This window comes from Aquabacterium sp. CECT 9606, from assembly GCF_918741295.1.
Taxonomy (GTDB): Bacteria; Pseudomonadota; Gammaproteobacteria; order Burkholderiales; family Burkholderiaceae_C; genus Aquabacterium.
The window spans coordinates 431721-448666 of the sequence record NZ_CAKKNB010000001.1 but is presented as its reverse complement, the minus strand read 5'-3'; the positions used below and the strand labels follow the sequence as shown (position 1 = coordinate 448666).

General features: G+C 63.1%; 16 protein-coding genes. 5 read left to right on the top strand and 11 right to left on the bottom strand.

Annotation, left to right across the window (positions count from 1 at the left end; translation table 11 throughout):
- Nucleotides 1-112 precede the first annotated feature (112 nt).
- Complete coding sequence (locus LQ232_RS02055) at nt 113-1042, top strand: LysR family transcriptional regulator (protein WP_230178369.1); 930 nt, start codon at nt 113-115, stop codon at nt 1040-1042.
- A 119-nt stretch (nt 1043-1161) separates the two neighbouring features.
- Here LQ232_RS02055 and LQ232_RS02050 read toward each other — a convergent pair whose 3' ends face one another.
- The 3 genes from LQ232_RS02050 to LQ232_RS02040 are packed head-to-tail and all read right to left on the bottom strand — an operon-like array spanning nt 1162 to nt 3790.
- Nucleotides 1162-2013 (bottom strand): SDR family oxidoreductase, encoded by an 852-nt coding sequence (locus LQ232_RS02050; RefSeq protein ID WP_230178367.1) that lies wholly within the window; start codon nt 2011-2013, stop codon nt 1162-1164.
- Between the two features lie 4 nt (nt 2014-2017).
- Nucleotides 2018-2950 carry a 3-hydroxyacyl-CoA dehydrogenase NAD-binding domain-containing protein gene (locus tag LQ232_RS02045; protein WP_230178365.1) on the bottom strand — a complete coding sequence of 311 codons (933 nt, stop codon included), beginning with the start codon at nt 2948-2950 and terminating at the stop codon, nt 2018-2020.
- Between the two features lie 15 nt (nt 2951-2965).
- Nucleotides 2966-3790, bottom strand: a complete 825-nt coding sequence (locus LQ232_RS02040; RefSeq protein WP_230178362.1) for an SDR family oxidoreductase — start codon at nt 3788-3790, stop codon at nt 2966-2968.
- 75 nt (nt 3791-3865) lie between these two features.
- On the opposite strand from LQ232_RS02040, the gene LQ232_RS02035 reads away from it, so the two are divergent.
- Nucleotides 3866-4330 (top strand): hypothetical protein, encoded by a 465-nt coding sequence (locus tag LQ232_RS02035; protein ID WP_230178360.1) that lies wholly within the window; start codon nt 3866-3868, stop codon nt 4328-4330.
- 239 nt (nt 4331-4569) lie between these two features.
- Here the strand turns inward: LQ232_RS02035 and LQ232_RS02030 are convergent, their stop codons facing one another.
- Nucleotides 4570-6027 (bottom strand): NAD(P)/FAD-dependent oxidoreductase, encoded by a 1458-nt coding sequence (locus LQ232_RS02030; RefSeq protein ID WP_230178358.1) that lies wholly within the window; start codon nt 6025-6027, stop codon nt 4570-4572.
- 133 nt (nt 6028-6160) lie between these two features.
- Between LQ232_RS02030 and LQ232_RS02025 the strand changes: the two genes are divergently transcribed.
- A complete protein-coding gene (locus tag LQ232_RS02025) occupies nt 6161-7081 on the top strand; it encodes an alpha/beta fold hydrolase (protein ID WP_230178343.1) in 921 nt (306 codons plus the stop codon).
- 2 nt (nt 7082-7083) lie between these two features.
- On the opposite strand, the gene LQ232_RS02020 is transcribed toward LQ232_RS02025, so the two are convergent.
- The 5 genes from LQ232_RS02020 to LQ232_RS02000 are packed head-to-tail and all read right to left on the bottom strand — an operon-like array spanning nt 7084 to nt 12502.
- A complete protein-coding gene (locus LQ232_RS02020) occupies nt 7084-8211 on the bottom strand; it encodes an SMP-30/gluconolactonase/LRE family protein (RefSeq protein WP_230178339.1) in 1128 nt (375 codons plus the stop codon).
- 26 nt (nt 8212-8237) lie between these two features.
- Nucleotides 8238-9053: an SDR family oxidoreductase gene (locus LQ232_RS02015; protein WP_230178338.1), complete on the bottom strand. Its 816-nt coding sequence runs from the start codon at nt 9051-9053 to the stop codon at nt 8238-8240.
- A 1-nt stretch (nt 9054) separates the two neighbouring features.
- Nucleotides 9055-9945: an SDR family oxidoreductase gene (locus tag LQ232_RS02010; RefSeq protein ID WP_230178337.1), complete on the bottom strand. Its 891-nt coding sequence runs from the start codon at nt 9943-9945 to the stop codon at nt 9055-9057.
- Between the two features lie 2 nt (nt 9946-9947).
- Nucleotides 9948-10973, bottom strand: coding sequence for an alpha/beta hydrolase (locus tag LQ232_RS02005; RefSeq protein ID WP_230178336.1), 1026 nt, complete (start codon nt 10971-10973; stop codon nt 9948-9950).
- Entirely contained in the window at nt 10970-12502 is a 1533-nt protein-coding gene (locus tag LQ232_RS02000; RefSeq protein WP_230178333.1) for an NAD(P)/FAD-dependent oxidoreductase, read from the bottom strand. The genes LQ232_RS02005 and LQ232_RS02000 overlap by 4 nt, the downstream gene beginning before the upstream one ends.
- A gap of 80 nt (nt 12503-12582) precedes the next feature.
- Between LQ232_RS02000 and LQ232_RS01995 the strand changes: the two genes are divergently transcribed.
- Nucleotides 12583-13185, top strand: a complete 603-nt coding sequence (locus tag LQ232_RS01995; RefSeq protein ID WP_230178331.1) for a TetR/AcrR family transcriptional regulator — start codon at nt 12583-12585, stop codon at nt 13183-13185.
- A 200-nt stretch (nt 13186-13385) separates the two neighbouring features.
- Here LQ232_RS01995 and glmS read toward each other — a convergent pair whose 3' ends face one another.
- Complete coding sequence (gene glmS, locus LQ232_RS01990) at nt 13386-15269, bottom strand: glutamine--fructose-6-phosphate transaminase (isomerizing) (protein ID WP_230178329.1); 1884 nt, start codon at nt 15267-15269, stop codon at nt 13386-13388.
- 171 nt (nt 15270-15440) lie between these two features.
- Here glmS and LQ232_RS01985 point away from each other — a divergent pair, with 171 nt between their 5' ends.
- The gene (locus LQ232_RS01985) at nt 15441-15944 is read left to right on the top strand and encodes an Lrp/AsnC family transcriptional regulator (RefSeq protein ID WP_230178327.1); all 504 of its coding nucleotides are present in this window, start codon (nt 15441-15443) and stop codon (nt 15942-15944) included.
- An 18-nt stretch (nt 15945-15962) separates the two neighbouring features.
- Here the strand turns inward: LQ232_RS01985 and LQ232_RS01980 are convergent, their stop codons facing one another.
- A complete protein-coding gene (locus LQ232_RS01980) occupies nt 15963-16853 on the bottom strand; it encodes a J domain-containing protein (protein ID WP_230178318.1) in 891 nt (296 codons plus the stop codon).
- Between the last annotated feature and the right edge of the window lie 93 nt (nt 16854-16946).

Here is a 16946-nt window from a genome sequence, read left to right as displayed (position 1 = left end):
GTTTCCTTTTGAAGTGGGGGAGTTGATGAGCAGCAGTTTGGCTTTTGTCACCTGCTTCCGGTAGCCATTGAATTGATCATTCAGTTTCAACCATTGGTATAAGATAAAACCCATGATCACCGAGCTGCGCAGCTACCTGGACGCCTTCATCGCCTCGGCCGATGAGGGCAGTTTTTCCGCCGCCGCGCGCCTCCTGGGCGTCACACCGGCGGCAGTCAGCAAAAGCGTGGCGCAGTTGGAAGCGCGCTTGGGCGTGCGGCTTTTCCAGCGCAGCACCCGCAGCCTCGCGCTCACCACCGATGGCGATCGGCTCTACAGCCAGGTGCGATTACCCTGGAGCGAGATCAGCGATGCGCTGACCGACCTGCGCCAGGGCGCGGGCAAGCCAGCGGGCACCTTGAAAGTGGCACTTGCACACACGGTGGGGCGCGAGTATGTGTTGCCGCTGCTGGGCGAGTTCGTTCGCCGCTACCCCGACGTGGTGCCCGACCTGCATTTCGACAACCGCCAGGTCGATCTCGTGGCGCAGGGCTTCGACGTGGCCATTGGTGGCGGCATCGAGCTGACCGATGCGCTGATCGCGCGCGAACTCTCGCGGGTGCGCATCGTGCTGGTGGCCTCACCCGCCTACCTGAAGGCCCACCGCACGCCCAAGCACCCTCAGGATCTGGCGCGCCACAGCGGACTGCTGCGCCGCTCGCTGGCCACCGGGCGCCTGGTGCCCTGGACCTTGAAGAACAACGAGGGCGCGGAACTCGTCGCCCACGTGCGCCCGGTGATGGTGCTGGACGACCCCGAAGCCATGGCACGCGCGGCGGCCACCGGCATGGGCATCGCCATGCTGCCCATGCCGCATGCGCTGCCGCTGCTGGAGAGCGGTGCGCTGGTGCGCGTGCTGCGCGATTGGCACGCCGAGACGCGGCCGCTGTCCATCTACTACACCAGCCGCAAGCTCGTGCCGGCCAAGGTCCGCGTGTTCGTGGACTACATCCTGCAGGAATTCCCGGCCAGCGGGCAGGCGGCGCGGTTCGGGCAGAAGTAGCGACCCGTCGCACCCAAGATCACGTTTGAACAACGAAGGTCGGAGGGCGGACGCATGCGATCCAAGGCCTGCGCGACCTGCGCATCCGAGAGCTCGGACCAAGTGCCCTTCAAGTCATGTCATCGGTCTTTTCGTGGAGACAGGCGGTTCAGTTGAAAACGTTTGCTGAGGATGCTGTCGAGCAGCGCGGTTGGCAGCATCTGCTTGAGCAAGGGCATCAGGGTGCTTTTCTTGCCAAGCCTGATGACGGCTGGCGGACGGGGTTGCTTCAACTGATGCACAAGCGCATCGGCAAAGGCAGCTGCGGGCATCGCCTGTTCCTGGCTTTCATTGGCCCGCGACAGCACACCCTGCCGCACCGCCTGGTAAGGCGAATCCCGGGCCAGATTGACCTGGTCAGCCGCACGATCACCGAATGATGACTGAATGCCGCCGGGTTGGACCGTGACGACATCAATCCCCAGCGGCCGCAATTCCATGCGCAAGGCGTCCGAGGCTGCATTCAGTGCCGCCTTGCTGGCGCAATAGGCGCCCGCAAAAGGCGTGGGCATGACGCCAGACACACTGCTGATGTTCACGACGGTGCCACGACCGCGATCGATCATGCCCGGCAGCACCGCACGTGTCAGGGCCATGGGCGCAAACACATTGACATCGAACTGCCGCTGCCATTCTTTGGAGGGCACATTCAGCAGCGGCCCCATGGCGCCATAGCCGGCGTTGTTGACCAAGGCGCCGACCTGTTGTCCTGCCAACTTCAAGGTGCTCAGCACGCGCTTAATGTCCTCATCCTGAGTGACATCCAGGGCCAAGGTTTGAATGCCATCTCGCTCCAGGTCACTCATGGCGTCCACTCGCCGGGCTGTGGCGCAAACGGTGAACCCCTGCCCGTGAAAGGCCCGCGCCAGCGCTTTGCCGATGCCCGACCCGCAGCCAGTGATCAACACCACTTCGTTGGCTTGAATTTTCATGGTTTCACTCGCTGTCAGTTGGTTGCTGCAGGGCTTGCAGCAACGCGATTTGTTGCTGGTCCCGAATGGACGCCAGCTCGGCGATGGACATGGCGCCGTAGCTCTGCGTTACCTGGTCAATCAAAGCTTGCTGCGCGCGCCCCGTCAGCAAGACCGGGCGCAGGCGCATGTGGAGCCACAGCAACTGCAAGCCCGTGGCGAACTGCTTGAAAAACGCCTGAATGCCGCCCGTGCCGCCCCCCAGGTGGGCAGACTTGAAAGGTCCGCCTGCAGCCCACCTCAAGCCCAGTGAGGCCTGAACGGCGATGTCCAGGTCCTCGACCGACACCACCCCCTGTCTGACGAGCGACACGCTTTCGCGGATCACCGCCGCCTGGATGCGATTGGCCACAAAGCCAGGAATTTCCTTGCGCAGCACCACCGGCCGCTTGCCCAGTCCGGCATAGAAGTCACGGGCGCGCCGAACGGCGTCTTCACTGGTGCGCTTTCCAGGCACCACCTCGACCAGCGGGACCAGGTGCGGGGGATTGAAGGGATGCCCCACCAGCATCCGCTGCGGAGAGCTCATCTTGCGGGCCTGCATGCTTGCGGTGATCCCAGAGCTGGAGGACAGCAACAATGCATCAGGCCTGCAGTGCGCTTCAACCTTGACCCACAGCGCTTGCTTGAAATTCAGCCGCTCTGGGCCGCACTCCTGCACCACATCGGCTTGACGCACGGCTTGGGCCAGATCGGCCTCGAACGACAAGTCGGGCCCATCCGGATCCAGGGGGTGCCCCAACTGCGCCAGGAAGGGCTGAATGCGCATGAGTTCCATGCGCACGCTCGAAGCCACGTCTGGCGCCACGTCATGGATGCACACGCGGTGGCCATGCGCCAGAAAAAGCGCAGCCCAGGACGCGCCGATGAGCCCGCCGCCAATCACGGTCACGTTCATGTTATTTCTCGCTGGTTAGCTCGTGCCGGCGGCATGAGCCAGGCCACGATGCCACAAGCCACAGGCTTTCATGAATGCCTGACTCACGGCCGGTGCCACGCTGTACATGCGCATGGCCCATCGCAACTGCCACGGAAATACCACCTCGCGCTTGTTCTGCAGGATGGCGGCCACCACTTCCTTGGCCACACGTTCGGGCGTCAGCACCGGAAACACCGTCGAGATCGGCGGGTACCAACGCATGTCCGCGTCATTGTTCAAGAAATAGCCAGTGTCTACTTGCGAAGGGCACACCAGCGAAACATGGACACCGGTGCCGTCCAACTCACCTGCCAGCCCTCGGCTCAAAGCGACCATGGCGTGGCGGGCAGCCGTGTAAGGCGCCATGTAGGGCATGGGCATCAATCCCGCCGGGCTGGTGAGATTGACGATGTGGCCCCGCCTCTTGGCGAGCATGCCTGGCAAGACAGCCTGACTGGCGACCACCGCAGGCACGAGGGGCAGCGCCAGTGCCATGTCGCATTCAAGCTCGGAGGTCAGGTGCAGGGGCTTGAAAGTGCCCGCTCCCACGTTGTTGACCAGCACATCAATCGGGCCATGCCTGGCCACGGCCTCCATCATGGCCAAGCGAACCGCTTGCGGGGCGCACAAATCCGCGACCACGTAGCTGGCCTTGCCCCCTTCCCGGGTGATCTCGTCCACCACCGAAGCAAGCTTCGCCTCCGAGCGCGCCATCACCACAACCTGGGCACCTTGGCGAGCGATCTCCAGGCCGATGGCTTTGCCGATGCCTTCCGAGGCGCCTGTCACAACGGCCACCGTGCCAGCGAACTGAGTCAAAACTTCACCTGTCAAACACATTTAAGATTACAATAATGTAACCATAAATACCAGATGACCAAGGCAGATTGCCCCATGAGCAACACATCAAGCCTGTCGACCCGTTCCATCGGGCAACTCAAGCAGGCCTTCAGCGCAAGCCGATCGGTGGGCGTCAATGAGTTGTCAGGCTTTTACCGTGGCGAGCCCGCGGGGCCTTGGTGGTTTCGACTCAACAGTGGCCCCACGCTGGCCGTGACTGGATTTGGAGGATGGCTGGGCAAGCAGTTTCTTGGCGAGGGCCGTGCGGTCAACCTGTTCGAACGTGAAGGGGCCACGCAGCAACACTTCCCCATGACATTGGCGCGAAGGCCTTCGCTGATCGATGGCAAAGACACGCTGGCGCTTCTGTATCCGGCCACAGCCCGGGCACCATGGTGCTGGGTCACCGACGAATTGCGGTGGGCCAGCGATGGCAGGATTTTGGGCATGACGTTTGTCGATCGGCCGCTGATGAAGCAGCTGGTTTTCCCGTTCATGCTGAGGCCTGGCCAGGGCTGATCTGCGGGCCCCAAAGCCAGCCTGATCATGGCCCGCCTGGTTCGCTGCCACAACTCATCGGACGAAGCCCATGATTCATGCACTGAACCGACTTGACGTCCAATTTCCATCGGGGGCGCGCAGTGCAGCACCGTCGGGATCGATTGTCTGCACCGCACCGTTCCGCCCTCACCCTGAGCGGGCTTGAGGGCACCGCTGCCCACGGTAAGTCGTCTTGGCATCAGCCCAGGCGTCAATGCTCACCTCAGCCGATGATGTGCTGGCTTGAACGATGTCGCCATCCGCCAGTAAGTGAAGCTGAAGCCAGGAAACATGGCAATGACATGGCCACTCTTGCTCTGGTACCAACTGTGGCAGCCACCTGACTTCCAAACGGTCTTCTCCATTTCAGCGTGGATCATGGTGGTGTAGTTGTTTTCTGCCTCTGGCAGTACCTCAATGCTTTGTTTGCCTTGCTTCAACACGCGCTGGATGCAGCGTGCGACATATTCCATTTGCGACTCGATGACAAAGATGGCTGAGGTGTGGCCGATGCCCGTGTTGGGTCCGGTCATGACAAACAGATTGGGGAAGCCAGGCAGCGTGGTGCCCAGGTAGGCACGAGGAAATTCCCGCCAGAGGTCACCCACCGTGCGTCCGCCCTTGCCGATGATGGGGTAGGACACGACCCCGTCAGTGGCGTCATAGCCCGTGCCGTAGACGATGAGGTCCAGATCGACCTGCTTGCCCCGCTTGGTGCGGATGCCCGTCGGGGTGATCTCGGCGATGCCATCGGCCTGAGGATGCAGCGTGCTGTGGGCGCGCGTCAGCGCCGGGTAAAAGGTGTCGGACAGGATGATGCGTTTGCAGCCGATGTCGAAATCCGGCGTGAGCTGCTGGCGCATGGCCGGGTCTGGCACCTGCTTATGCAAGTGCGCCAAGGCCTTGCGGCGGGCCACCAGGTTCAGCAGTACCTTGGAGTACTTGAAGCCGATCACGCGCGTCTCCAACTTCCAGTACACCGCGGCGCGCACCACTTTGTAGATCCAAGGGAAGCCCATCAGCCAACGCTCAAACGACGAATAGGTCTTGTCATGGCGAGGCATGACCCAATGCGGCGTGCGCTGGAAGACATGCAATTGTTTGACCTGGTCGACGATGGCTGGAATCACCTGCGCGGCGCTGGCGCCACTGCCAATCACGGCCACACGTTTATTGCGAAGGTCGTAGCTGTGGTCCCATCCGTTGGTGTGGAAGGCCTTGCCCTTGAAGGTGTCCCGACCGGGAAAGTCGGGGATCTTGGCGTGGCTCAAGGGGCCCGATGCGTTGATCAGGAAGCTCGCACGGAAGCTTCCGCATTCTTCGGTGTCCACCTGCCAGCATTGATCTTGCTCCTGCCACTGCACCTTGGACACCGTCGCTCCCAGTTGGGTCTTGGCGTGCAGGTGGTGCTTGGTCATCACCTGTTCCGTGTAGACGTGCAATTCCGATTGGTCGGCCAGTTTCTGTTTCCAGGGGAAGTGCTCCGTGGACAAGGAGTACAAGGTGGAGGGCACGTCGACAGCCGCGCCTGGGTAGGTGTTCTGGCACCAGGTGCCCCCAGCGAAGGGGCGTCGCTCCAGGATCAGGAAGTCATCGATGCCCAGCCGTTTAAGCTTGAGGGCGGCGGTCATGCCGCCAAAGCCGCTGCCGATGATGATGGCCGTGTAGGTCTGCACTGTTTTGAGTCCTTTTGGTGTGCCCGGATTTGCAATCCAAATTCGTGGTACAAAAATGTACCGATCACAACACCACATGGCTTTGACATGGCTCAAGTTCAACCGAGCGCCTGTTCTGGCCCCAAGCAGTTCCATGAAGATTCAAGCAACGCGCATTTCCGTCCCTGTGGACGACGCCACGCTGTGCCTGCACCGGTTCAGGCGAGCTGATGGGCGCGGCCCGGCGGTGTTGATGCTGCACGGCATGATGTCCAACGGACGGGTTTTCTACAGCCGTTCGGGCAAGGGCCTGGCGCCATGGCTAGCCGAGCGTGGCTACGATGTGTTCGTGGCGGACCTGCGCGGCAAGGGCAACAGCCTGCCGCGCATCGACCGGCATGCGCGGCATGGCCAGAGCGAGATGATTGGCGTCGACCTGCCGGCCCTGCACGCCGCCGTCCTGCACCACGCGCAGGCCAGCCAGGTGCACTGGGTGTCTCACTCCTGGGGCGGTGTGGTGATGAACAGTTGCCTGCTGCGCTATCCCGACCTCATTGCCCAGGTGGCCAGCGTGGTGCACTTCGCCGCCAAACGCAGTGTGAAGGTTCGCAACATGCAGCGCCGGATAGAAATCGACCTGATGTGGAACGGGGTGCTGAAGCGCGTGACGCGGTGGGTGGGTTATTTGCCCGCCAGGCAATTGCGCATCGGCTCAGACAACGAGACCCGCAAGACGCGTCGCCAGATCCAGGCATGGGTCCAGGCGGACCGCTGGGTGGACGATGAGGACGGCTTTGACTATGGCCGCGCTGCGCAGCACCTCAAGCTGCCGCCCACCCTTTATCTGGCGGCCATCGACGATCCTTGTCGAGGCAACCCGGAGGACGTGAAGCGCTTTCGTGCGGAATCCGGCCCACACTTCTCCCGGGTCCACGTGCTGTCCAAGCGGAGTGGCGCGATGCATGACTATGACCACGTCAGCATCGTGACCCACCCAGACGCTGGCCGTGACCAATTCAAGCTGGCGGAAGCCTGGATGCAAGGCCGGCACGACGCCGTGTCAGAGAAGGGCTGACATCACCGGGGTAGCCCACCTGCGGCCACCTTGAGCATGCCGAACGCCGGCGCCACCAAACTGTGGACATACAAGGTGCCCTTCACTTCGGTGATGCCCGTCACTTCAGGGTAGCGACCACTGGGGTCTTGCAGGTCTGCAAGGACCTGGCCCTGCTCGTTGAACGCCAGCGCATGGCCATAGGGCTTGGGCACCGGCAACAAGACATGGGGCAAGCGGAATGACGCCGCGCGCAGGAAGGGCCAGGGTGCCAGGGCATCGGCCAGCACGCTGCGGGCTTTGGGCAAGCCCACCCAATAGCGGCCCGATTCGCCCTTGGTCAGGTTGTCGGGAAAGGCTGGCAGGTTGTCCAGGACCACGCTTGCCGTGCTGCCCGGCAAGCGGACATCCAGCTGCCGGGCCGACATGGGGATGCGCCAGATGCGGTAGCGTCCGGTTTCCGCCACCAGGAGCGATTGGCCATCATCGGCCAGCACGATGCCGTTGGCAAACACCAGCCCCGTGGCGATGACCTCGGTGGTGTGCGTGGCGGGGTCATGCACCAGCACCCGGCCATTGCCCCGCTGCTCCAGGATCTCGGCCAGGCTCACCGCCATCGGGTCACCCCAGGGGCCAGGTTGAAAGCGGTGGCTGGCCTCGGTGAAATAAATGCGGCCATCCGGTGCGACAGCCACGGCGTCGGCGAAGACGATGGCATCGGTGTCCGACACCCGGTCGGTGATCAGGCTGACCTGGCCCGTGGGCGTCACGCGAAGCAGGCCCTTGTAGGCATCGGCGGCGATGAGGTTGCCATCGCGGTCGAAGTCGAATCCCAGCACGCGACCGCCGGTGTCGGCCACTTGCTCCAGGTGCTTGCCATCGCGCTGCAGGCGCACGATGTGGCCATTGCTCAGGGCGGTGTACATCAAACCATCGGGGCCCTGGGCCACATGTTCGGGGCCGACGCCTGAGGCCAGGGGCAACAGGCGCAAGTCGGCCAGGCGCGCATTGCGGGCGTAGGGGCCGCTGTAGCCCGGTGAAGGTTGAGGCTGCCAGGCCACCGGCTGGACGCCCGTGGGCCAGAAAAGCAGGTAGCCGACGATGGCGGCCACGGCCAGTGCGGCCGCTGTCAGGAAGGGCTTGTTGATCATGGGCTCTCAGAGATGAGATCGGAGAATCAGGTGGTTGCAACGCGTCGAACAATGCGCGTGACCAAACTGGGGGCCAAGCGTTGGAGGCGCACCAGCCAGCCCTCCTTGCCCGCGATCAACAGTCTGGGCTGGCGTTGGGCGAGGCCGTCAACAATCGCCTGGGCCACGCGCTGCGGCGGCATCGCCTTGGACTGTCCGGGGTCCTGCTTGCCATGGGTGCCGCCTTGTGCCGTGAGGGCATGCACCGAGATGTCCGTGTTCACAAAGCCAGGGTAGGCCAGCATCACGTGCAGGCCTTGGTCCATCGTTTCGGTGCGCAGGGCTTCGAAAAAGCCGTGCATGGCATGCTTGGCGGCGATGTAGGCCGACCGGTGCGGCGTGGCGATCAGGCCCAGCACACTGGCCACCGCCACGATGCTGCCGCGCCCACGGCGGATCATGTCCGGCGCGACGAGCTTGGTCATCTGCAGCGGCCCAAAGTAGTTCACCGCCATGATCTTGCGATCGACATCAATACTCGTTTCAAGGGCCATGGAGCGGTGCGTGATGCCTGCGTTATGCACCAGGATGTCCACGTCCCATCCGCTTGACTTGATGCGGTCATAGGCCTGCTCAACCTCATCGCTGGAAGTGAGGTCGAAGGTCTCGATGTGGTATCGGCCGTTGACGTTCCGGCTTTGGCACAGGGCCAGCGTCTTGTCCAGACCGAGGCGCTCGGACTCAGGGGCAGACAGGATGAGTTGAGCGCCTTGCGCCGCAAAGGCTTTGGCCAACTCGGCCCCGATGCCGCGAGAGGCCCCGGTGATCCAGACGATCTGATTCTCAAAAGGGGTGTGGGACATGTCAATCCTCATTGCGCTTGGCGGTCAAGGCGTGGCCCATGCTGCTGGCGCCAAAAGAGCGGCCCATTGCCACGACTTCGGCCTCGATCTTGGGCACGGCCACGCGGGCCTTGCGTTTGACGAAGAACTCCCACAGAGGGCTCATGAACAACTGGCGTATCGCACCAATGGGGGCCAACGCCGCGGGCACATAGGTCTTGCGTTGCCTGCGGTTCACGGCGTTGACCATGGACTTCGAGCAATCCTCCACCGAGGTGACCACATTGAATGGCCAGGGCAGTTGCTGGAGGGCATCGTTGAACGAGGCCAGCTCGCGTCGCTGGTCACGCACCAGGTCGGTGTCGATCCACGCGGGGTAGACGACCCCGACATCCACCCCCTTGTGGGCCACTTCCAGGCGCAAGGCGTTGGCGAAGTGGTCCACCCCGCTCTTGGAGGCGGCATAGGCCGAGGTGCCCGGCATGGACTTGAGTGCCGCGGCCGACGAGACCAGCAAGACATAGCCTTGGCTGCTGGTGATGGCGGGCAAGGTGGCGCTCACCGTTCGGATGACGCCAATGAGATTGACCTCCACTGTTTTGACGAGGGCTTCGACAGGGCTGACAGCCACCGTGCCATTGCTGGCAATGCCGGCGTTGGCGATCACCACGTCGAGTCCGCCCAGATGCGCCAGGGCCGATGTCACGGCGCGCTGCACCGAGGCCTGATCGGTCACATCGCATTCAGCCCAGCAATGGCGGGGGCCGAGTTCTTTCGCGAGGGCGGCGAGCCGATCGGCCTCCAGGCCCACCAGGGCCAAGGTGGCCCCCTGCGCGGCGAGTTGGCGCGCGGTCTCCGCGCCAATGCCCCGGGCGGCGCCCGTGATCAGCACGCGCTGTCCTTGTGGCTTCATGGTCAATTCCTTGGTGATGTCAATGCCAGAGCGCGCCATTCGCGGGCGATTTGCGCCACCGCTGCGCGCGATTCCCGGTGAACGCTGGCCAGGTTGATGAAGGCATGGCCCAGGCGGGGAAAGTGCAGGCGCTGAACGGGGATGTGCGCACGCATGAGGTGCTGCGCATAGGCCTGCCCCTCGTCCGTCAGCATGTCGTGGCCGCCGGTGACGATCAGCGCGGGCGCCATGCCCCGCGGCACATTGGAGAGCATGGGGGACACCCGCCAGTCCGTGGCATGCGCCCGGACATCTCCCAGGTAGGCGCCGTAAAACGTGTCTCTTTCGGTGCGGTCCAGGAAGTAGCCATCGCCGTATTGGGCGTGCGATGGCCATGATCGCGACAGATCGGTTCCGGGGTAAAGCAGCAGCTGTGCGACGACAGGCTGCCCCTCCTGGGCGAGGCGCGCCGCCGTCACGGCGGCCAGGTTGGCACCTGCGCTGTCTCCACCCAATGCCAGGCCCGTCACGCCGAGGGCATCGCGCTGCTTGAGCGCCCAATGTGCGCTGGCCAGCGCGTCATCCACCGCAGCGGGAAATGGCGCCTCTGGTGCCAGCCGGTAGGCCACCGCGAGCACAGGCATGCCGCTGCCCTCGCACAACAGACGACACGCATCGTCGTGGGTGTCCAGGTCGCCCATGACGAACCCCCCGCCATGGAAGAACACGGTCAGCGGCGCCTGGCGGGTGGGCGAGCGGGGGCGATAAAGCCGGGCCGCCAGCGTGCCGTGATCGGTGGGGATGGACAGGTCTTGCGAGTCTCCGATCTCAAAGCCCACTCGAAAGTCAGCCATGTCGGCATGAAAGCGCTGGCGTATGGCCACGGCAGAGGGGCTCTTGGGCCCCAAGCGCCGAAGCCTGCGCAGCACTTGGAGCAAGGGCGAGAGTTGATCGACGGCGTGGGCATCTGGCGTGGCCGGGTGGGCACCGGTGTGCAGCAATCGATCCAACGCGCGCAGGAACCCGCCCCTGATTCTGGACGCCCTCATGTGGACGCCTTGGCGCTGCTGTAGGCAGGCGTTGTGGACGCAAGGCGCCGCCATGCATAGTCTTTCTCTGCGACCTTGTTCGCGGCCTGCGCATAGCTGAAGGTGAAGCCGGGCCAGATGCTGGAATTGCGACCTGTCTCGTCCAGATACCAACTTTCGCAGCCGCCCGCCACCCACACGGTGCCACGCATCATTTTCTCGATCCGGGCCAGGAAGCGCTGCTGTGCTGAGGCCGTGGGCTCCACCGCGTCGCAGCCTTTGGCCTGGGCCAATTTGATGACTCCCACGATGTGCCTGGCCTGCGCTTCCAGCATGTACACCACGGAGGTGTGGCCCAGCCCGATGTTGGGACCGTGCAGCAAGTACAGGTTGGGAAAGCCGTGAACCGTGGTGCCCATGTAGGCTTGAGGACTGCCCTGCCAGGACGATGCCAGCGTGCGGCCCTTTCCATCGTGGATCAGGTGGGCGAAAGGCAGATCCTTGGTCTGGAAACCGGTGCCGTAGATGATCGTGTCCACCGGCCTGAAGACACCGTCCTGCCCCACGACACCCTCCGGCAAGACCTGCTCGACGCCATCGGTGATGACCTCGACATTGGCTTGCGCCAGCGCTGGGTAGTAGGTGTTCGAGATCAAGATCCGCTTGCACCCCAAGGTGTAGTCAGGCGTCAGCTTTTTGCGTAAGGTGGCATCTTTCACCGCCGCATGAATGTGCCTGAGCGCCTTGCCTTGTGTGCGCGCCATGAGCCAGGGGTGCAGGAAGCCCAGGGCCAAGGCTTCGCGATGTACATACACTTGCGCGCGCGCCAGCTTCTGGAGCCAGGGCAGCTTGCGAAACATTGACCGAGCGAACGGCGAAATCGGCCCATCGTGGCGAGGCAAGACCCACGGTGGCGTGCGTTGGAAAACGTGCATCTGCGCCACGTCCGGCTGGATGGCCGGGATGAACTGCAAGGCAGACGCGCCCGTGCCCATCACAGCGACGCGTCTGCCCTTGGGGTTGAAGCTTTTTGGCCAGTGGGCCGAATGGAAGACCTCGCCCTTGAACGCCTCCAGGCCAGGAAGCTTCGGCATCAGTGGGTCGCTCAGTGAGCCGAAAGCGCCCACGAGGTGCTGGGCGCGCACCTCCCCCTGGCTGGTCTGAATGCACCAGGTGGCGCTGGTCTCGTCCCACGTGGCTTGATGAACGTCGTGGTTCAGTCGCACGTGGGGAATCAGCCCCAGCTCCTGCACACAGCGCTTCAGGTAGCTCAGGATTTCGCCTTGAGGTGAAAACGACCGACTCCAGTCCGGGTTGGGGGCGAAGGAAAACGAATACAGATGGGACTGCACATCGCAGGCGCACCCTGGATAGCTGTTGTCGCGCCACACGCCACCAACGTCGCTTGCACGCTCAAGGATGAGGAAGTCTTCGATCCCCGCCTGCTTCAAGTAATGGGCCGAGGCCAATCCGCCGAAGCCTGAACCGACGATGGCGACCTGGGTGGAAACGCGAGCATTTGAAGGGGGAAAACCGTTTTGCAAAGCCATGGAGTAACGACTCGGGAAAGGTGGTACAAAAGTGTACCGCAATAATCCAGAGACCGCTCCAGCGCTTCCCCAACCCATTCATGGCCTTGACGAAAGATGGCATTTCACCGCGCAGTCGCCTGATCGCTGGCATGGCCAAGGTGTTGGAGCAACACGCGCTGTCCGAGCTCTACGCCGACGATGTGGTGAAAGAGGCGGGGGTGTCCAAACGGACCTTCTACCAACACTTTGCCAACAAGGAAGACTGCTTCCTGGCGCTCTATCGTGAGAACAGTGCTCGGGTGCTGGGCGTCCTCAAGGAAGCGTCCGGTACCCCCGGCCTCTCAGCGCTGGAGCGCATTCAGCTGGGGGCCAAGGCTTACCTGTCGTTCATGCAGGGGCAGTCTGCGCTGATGAAGCGGCTGTACATCGACATCTTGTACCTGGGTACGGAGGGCATGAAGGCCAAGCGCGAAGTCCTGCAGCAGTTTGCAGATGTCCTGCTGGCTTCCTACGAAGCGGAACGCACGCTGGCGCCATCGCTACCGCCCCTGGACCCCGAACTGGTGCTGGCGATCGTGGCCGGCATCAACGAAATGATCCTGTTCAAGATTGAAGACGGGCATGCGGACCGCTTGAGCGATCTGGAGAACGTCAGCCAACGGCTGATCTTGGGCCAGCTTCTCTTGAGCCAAACCGGCTGAAACCTATGGAGGCTAATGCGGATCCAGTCAATCTCGCTAGACCAGTACACGAAGCTGATATTCGGCTAAAGCTCATACCGAAGGTTTGATGCGCAGCCACTTGCCGTCACCGGAAGCGGCTGCGCTCGAACAAGGTGCAGCTTGGTCGTTCTGGCCCTTTTTACGACTTTATTCGCAGCAAAGAACAATAGTCACGCAAGTCATTCCACCGTCACCGATTTCGCCAAATTCCGGGGCTTGTCCACATCCGTCCCCTTCGCACAAGCCGTGTGATACGCCAGCAACTGCAACGGCACCGTGTGCAAGATGGGCGACAAGGCGCCGTAATGCTCCGGCAAGCGAATCACATGCAACCCAGGCTCCGCCTGAATGTGCGTGTCCGCATCCGCGCACACATACAGCTCACCGCCACGCGCCCTCACCTCCTGCATATTGCTCTTCAGCTTCTCCAGCAAGGTGTCGTGCGGCGCCACCACCACCACGGGCATCTCTGAAGTCACCAGCGCCAAAGGCCCGTGCTTCAACTCGCCCGCCGGGTAAGCCTCGGCGTGGATGTAGCTGATCTCTTTCAGCTTCAAGGCGCCTTCCAGCGCGATCGGGTAATGCAGCCCACGCCCCAGGAACAAGGCGTTGTCCTTGCGCGCAAACAGCTCGGCCCACGCGATGATCTGCGGCTCCAGCGCCAGCACCGATTGCAAGGCCACGGGCAGGTGGCGCATGTCGGTCAGGTGCTCGGCTTCTTGCTCGGGGCTCAAATGGCCGCGCAGCTTGGCCAGCGTCAAGGTCAGCAAGAACAAGCCGGCCAGTTGCGTGGTGAAGGCCTTGGTCGAGGCCACGCCAATCTCCACACCGGCGCGCGTCACGTAGGCCAGTTCGCATTCGCGCACCATGGCGCTGGTGGCCACGTTGCAGATGGTCAGCGTGTGCTTCATGCCCAGGCTTTGCGCGTGCTTCAGCGCGGCCAGGGTGTCGGCCGTTTCGCCCGACTGGGTGATGGTGACGACCAGGGTGCGCGCATCGGGCACGCTGTCGCGGTAGCGGTATTCGCTGGCCACTTCCACCTGCGTGGGGATCTTGGCGATCGACTCCAGCCAGTACTTGGCGGCCGAGCCCGAGTAATAGCTGGTGCCGCAGGCCAAAATCAACACGCGGTCGATCTGGCCGAACACCTCCAGCGCCTTGTCGCCAAACAAATCGGGCGTGATGGCGAGCACGCCCTCCAGCGTGTCGGCGATGGCGCGCGGCTGCTCGAAGATTTCCTTCTGCATGTAGTGGCGGTAGGGGCCCAGCTCGACGGCACCGCTGTGCACGGTCACCGTGCGCACGGGGCGATCGGCGGCGTCCACGCGCTGGTGTTCGGTGGCACCTTGTGCGCGGTTCTCGATCCAGTGACGGCCGGGCTGCAGGTCGACCACGTCACCCTCTTCCAGGTACACGATCTGGTCGGTCACGCCGGCCAGGGCCATGGCGTCACTCGCCAAGAACCGTTCGCTGGCATCGACGCCACCCACGCCCAAAATCAGGGGCGAGCCTTGGCGGGCGCCGACCACGCGCTGGGGCTCGTCGCTGCAGAACACGGCGATGGCGTAGGCGCCGGTCAGGCGCAGCGTGGCGGCCTTGACGGCAGCAAACAGGTCGCCGTCATAAAGATGGTCCACCAGGTGGCTGATGACTTCGGTGTCGGTCTGGCTGAGGAACTCGTAGCCCTTGGCTTGCAGCTCGGCGCGCAGGGCTTCGTGGTTCTCGATGATGCCGTTGTGCACCAGGGCGATGTGGCCGGGCTTGGCTTTGGCGGCATCTTTGCCGGTGCCGTGCGAGAAGTGCGGGTGGGCGTTGTGCACGGCGGGGGCGCCGTGCGTGGCCCAGCGGGTGTGGGCAATGCCCAGGGTGCTGTTGATGCCGTCGGCCTTGGTCAGGGCATCGAGTTCTGACACGCGCTCTGTGCTGCGCGAGCGGCGCAGTTGGGCGTCTTGCAGCACGGCCACGCCGCACGAGTCATAGCCCCGGTATTCAAGCCGCTTCAGGCCCTCGACCAAAACGGGGGTGATGTTGCGTGACCCCACAGCGCCGACGATTCCACACATGCTGATGCTCCCTGAGGCCACACACCGGGCCAATCCAACAGAAGGATCGATGCTAGAAGCTATGCAATGAAATGTTGTTTTGTTTTAAATGACTTTTTGATCTTTTATTCCAAACAATGCCAACCAAAAAATCATTGAACAAATACAGCCAATGATTTGCAATAATCTTTCATGACCAAGCCTCTGACGCCCTCGCCGATTGACGCCACCGACCTGCAATTGCTCGCCTTGTTGCAGAAAGACGCCACCCTGTCCAACCAGGCCCTGGCCGATTTGGTGAAAGTGTCGCCCGCCACCTGCCACCGGCGGGTCAAGCGCCTGTGGGATGCCGGCCTGATAGAAAAGCAGGTGGCCTTGCTGTCGCCCGAGCGCCTGGCCGAGGCACTGGGCTGGGGCCTGTCGGTGTTGGTCGAGGTCACGCTTGACCAGCAAACGCAGCAAGCGCTGGACGCTTTCGAGGCCAAGGCCGTGGCCGATGACCGGGTGCAGCAGTGCTGGCGTGTATCCCCGGGCCCCGACTTTGTGCTGGTGATCCAGGTGGCCGACATGCCCAGTTACCAGGATCTGGCCCGGCAACTGTTCACCGAAGACAGCCAGGTGCGCAATGTGCGGGCGTTTTTCGCGGTCAAACGGGCCAAGTTCGGCACTGCCTTGCCTTTGCCGCCCAGCGCCTGAAGCGCCCGCCATCACCCGTCAATGCTTGTGAAGGGAATCCATCGCCAAGGGGTCGACCAGTTGGCGCTCTTGCCGCAGGTTCAGCGGCTTGCCATCGAGCGGGTGGTGTTGCGATGAGCTGGCCACCTGGCGCGAGAACGAGCCCTTGGCGGGCTGCAACTCGCCCAGGCTGGGCAAGATGGCCATCAATTGCTCGTCGGACAACTTGGACAGCTCGGTCACGGTGGGCTGGCGGTCAAAGCTGGGCGGTGGCCGCGGCGCACTGCTGGCGAGCGCATCTTGCTCGGCGGCTTGCAGGTCGTCAGGCGTCTCTGCCCCTTTGGAGGCACCGGCCGATTCCGGGCGTGCGGGCGCCAAAGTGGGCGCGGTGGTGGCATTGGCCCCCAGGCCCAGTGGATCCTCATTGGCACCGCGCTCTGGCGGCAAGGCGGCGTATTGGTCAGACAGGGCCTTGTCCATCTGGTGCTGCACCACCACGCTCCACGCCACCCAGATGAAGGACAGCAGCAGCACCGCCCCCAGGATCATGGCCGCGTATTTGCGGTTGGCCGTCAAGGGCCACAGCGGTGCGGGGCCTGCGGTTTTGGGCGTGGCCCAATCAATGTCGACCCGGGTTTCTGAAAAACCCGTGTTGTTGCCCTCGGCCACATCGGTGTTGAAGCGCAGGTTGGTGTCCACCGGGCGGGCTTGGGCCGCCAGCATGGCGTCGTATTCAGCGCGCAACTCGGGGCTGACCAGCACTTCGTAGGCCGCATTGATGGCCACCATCTGGTCGTGCATCTCGTCATCGCGGCCCATGGTGCCGCCCTGGCGATCAGGATGGCGCTTGCCTGCGAGTGCCCGATAGGCTGCCCGGATGACCTCGGTGGGTGCATCCGAGGTGACTTTCAAGCAGTCGTAATGGTTCACGGCCGGGCAGTCCTGCAAAGGAGAGATGTAATGCCGTCATGTTAACGACAGCACTGCGCCCTTGTCTGGCGTGAAGGGGCGAGTTTGCGATTT

Coding starts and splice junctions, on each gene's coding strand:
- LQ232_RS02055 (WP_230178369.1), top strand. CDS start 113: ATGATCACCGAGCTGCGCAGCTACCTGGACGCCTTCATCGCCTCGGCC.
- LQ232_RS02050 (WP_230178367.1), bottom strand. CDS start 2,013: ATGAAAATTCAAGCCAACGAAGTGGTGTTGATCACTGGCTGCGGGTCG.
- LQ232_RS02045 (WP_230178365.1), bottom strand. CDS start 2,950: ATGAACGTGACCGTGATTGGCGGCGGGCTCATCGGCGCGTCCTGGGCT.
- LQ232_RS02035 (WP_230178360.1), top strand. CDS start 3,866: ATGAGCAACACATCAAGCCTGTCGACCCGTTCCATCGGGCAACTCAAG.
- LQ232_RS02025 (WP_230178343.1), top strand. CDS start 6,161: ATGAAGATTCAAGCAACGCGCATTTCCGTCCCTGTGGACGACGCCACG.
- LQ232_RS02020 (WP_230178339.1), bottom strand. CDS start 8,211: ATGATCAACAAGCCCTTCCTGACAGCGGCCGCACTGGCCGTGGCCGCC.
- LQ232_RS02015 (WP_230178338.1), bottom strand. CDS start 9,053: ATGTCCCACACCCCTTTTGAGAATCAGATCGTCTGGATCACCGGGGCC.
- LQ232_RS02010 (WP_230178337.1), bottom strand. CDS start 9,945: ATGAAGCCACAAGGACAGCGCGTGCTGATCACGGGCGCCGCCCGGGGC.
- LQ232_RS02005 (WP_230178336.1), bottom strand. CDS start 10,973: ATGAGGGCGTCCAGAATCAGGGGCGGGTTCCTGCGCGCGTTGGATCGA.
- LQ232_RS02000 (WP_230178333.1), bottom strand. CDS start 12,502: ATGGCTTTGCAAAACGGTTTTCCCCCTTCAAATGCTCGCGTTTCCACC.
- LQ232_RS01995 (WP_230178331.1), top strand. CDS start 12,583: ATGGCCTTGACGAAAGATGGCATTTCACCGCGCAGTCGCCTGATCGCT.
- glmS (WP_230178329.1), bottom strand. CDS start 15,269: ATGTGTGGAATCGTCGGCGCTGTGGGGTCACGCAACATCACCCCCGTT.
- LQ232_RS01985 (WP_230178327.1), top strand. CDS start 15,441: ATGACCAAGCCTCTGACGCCCTCGCCGATTGACGCCACCGACCTGCAA.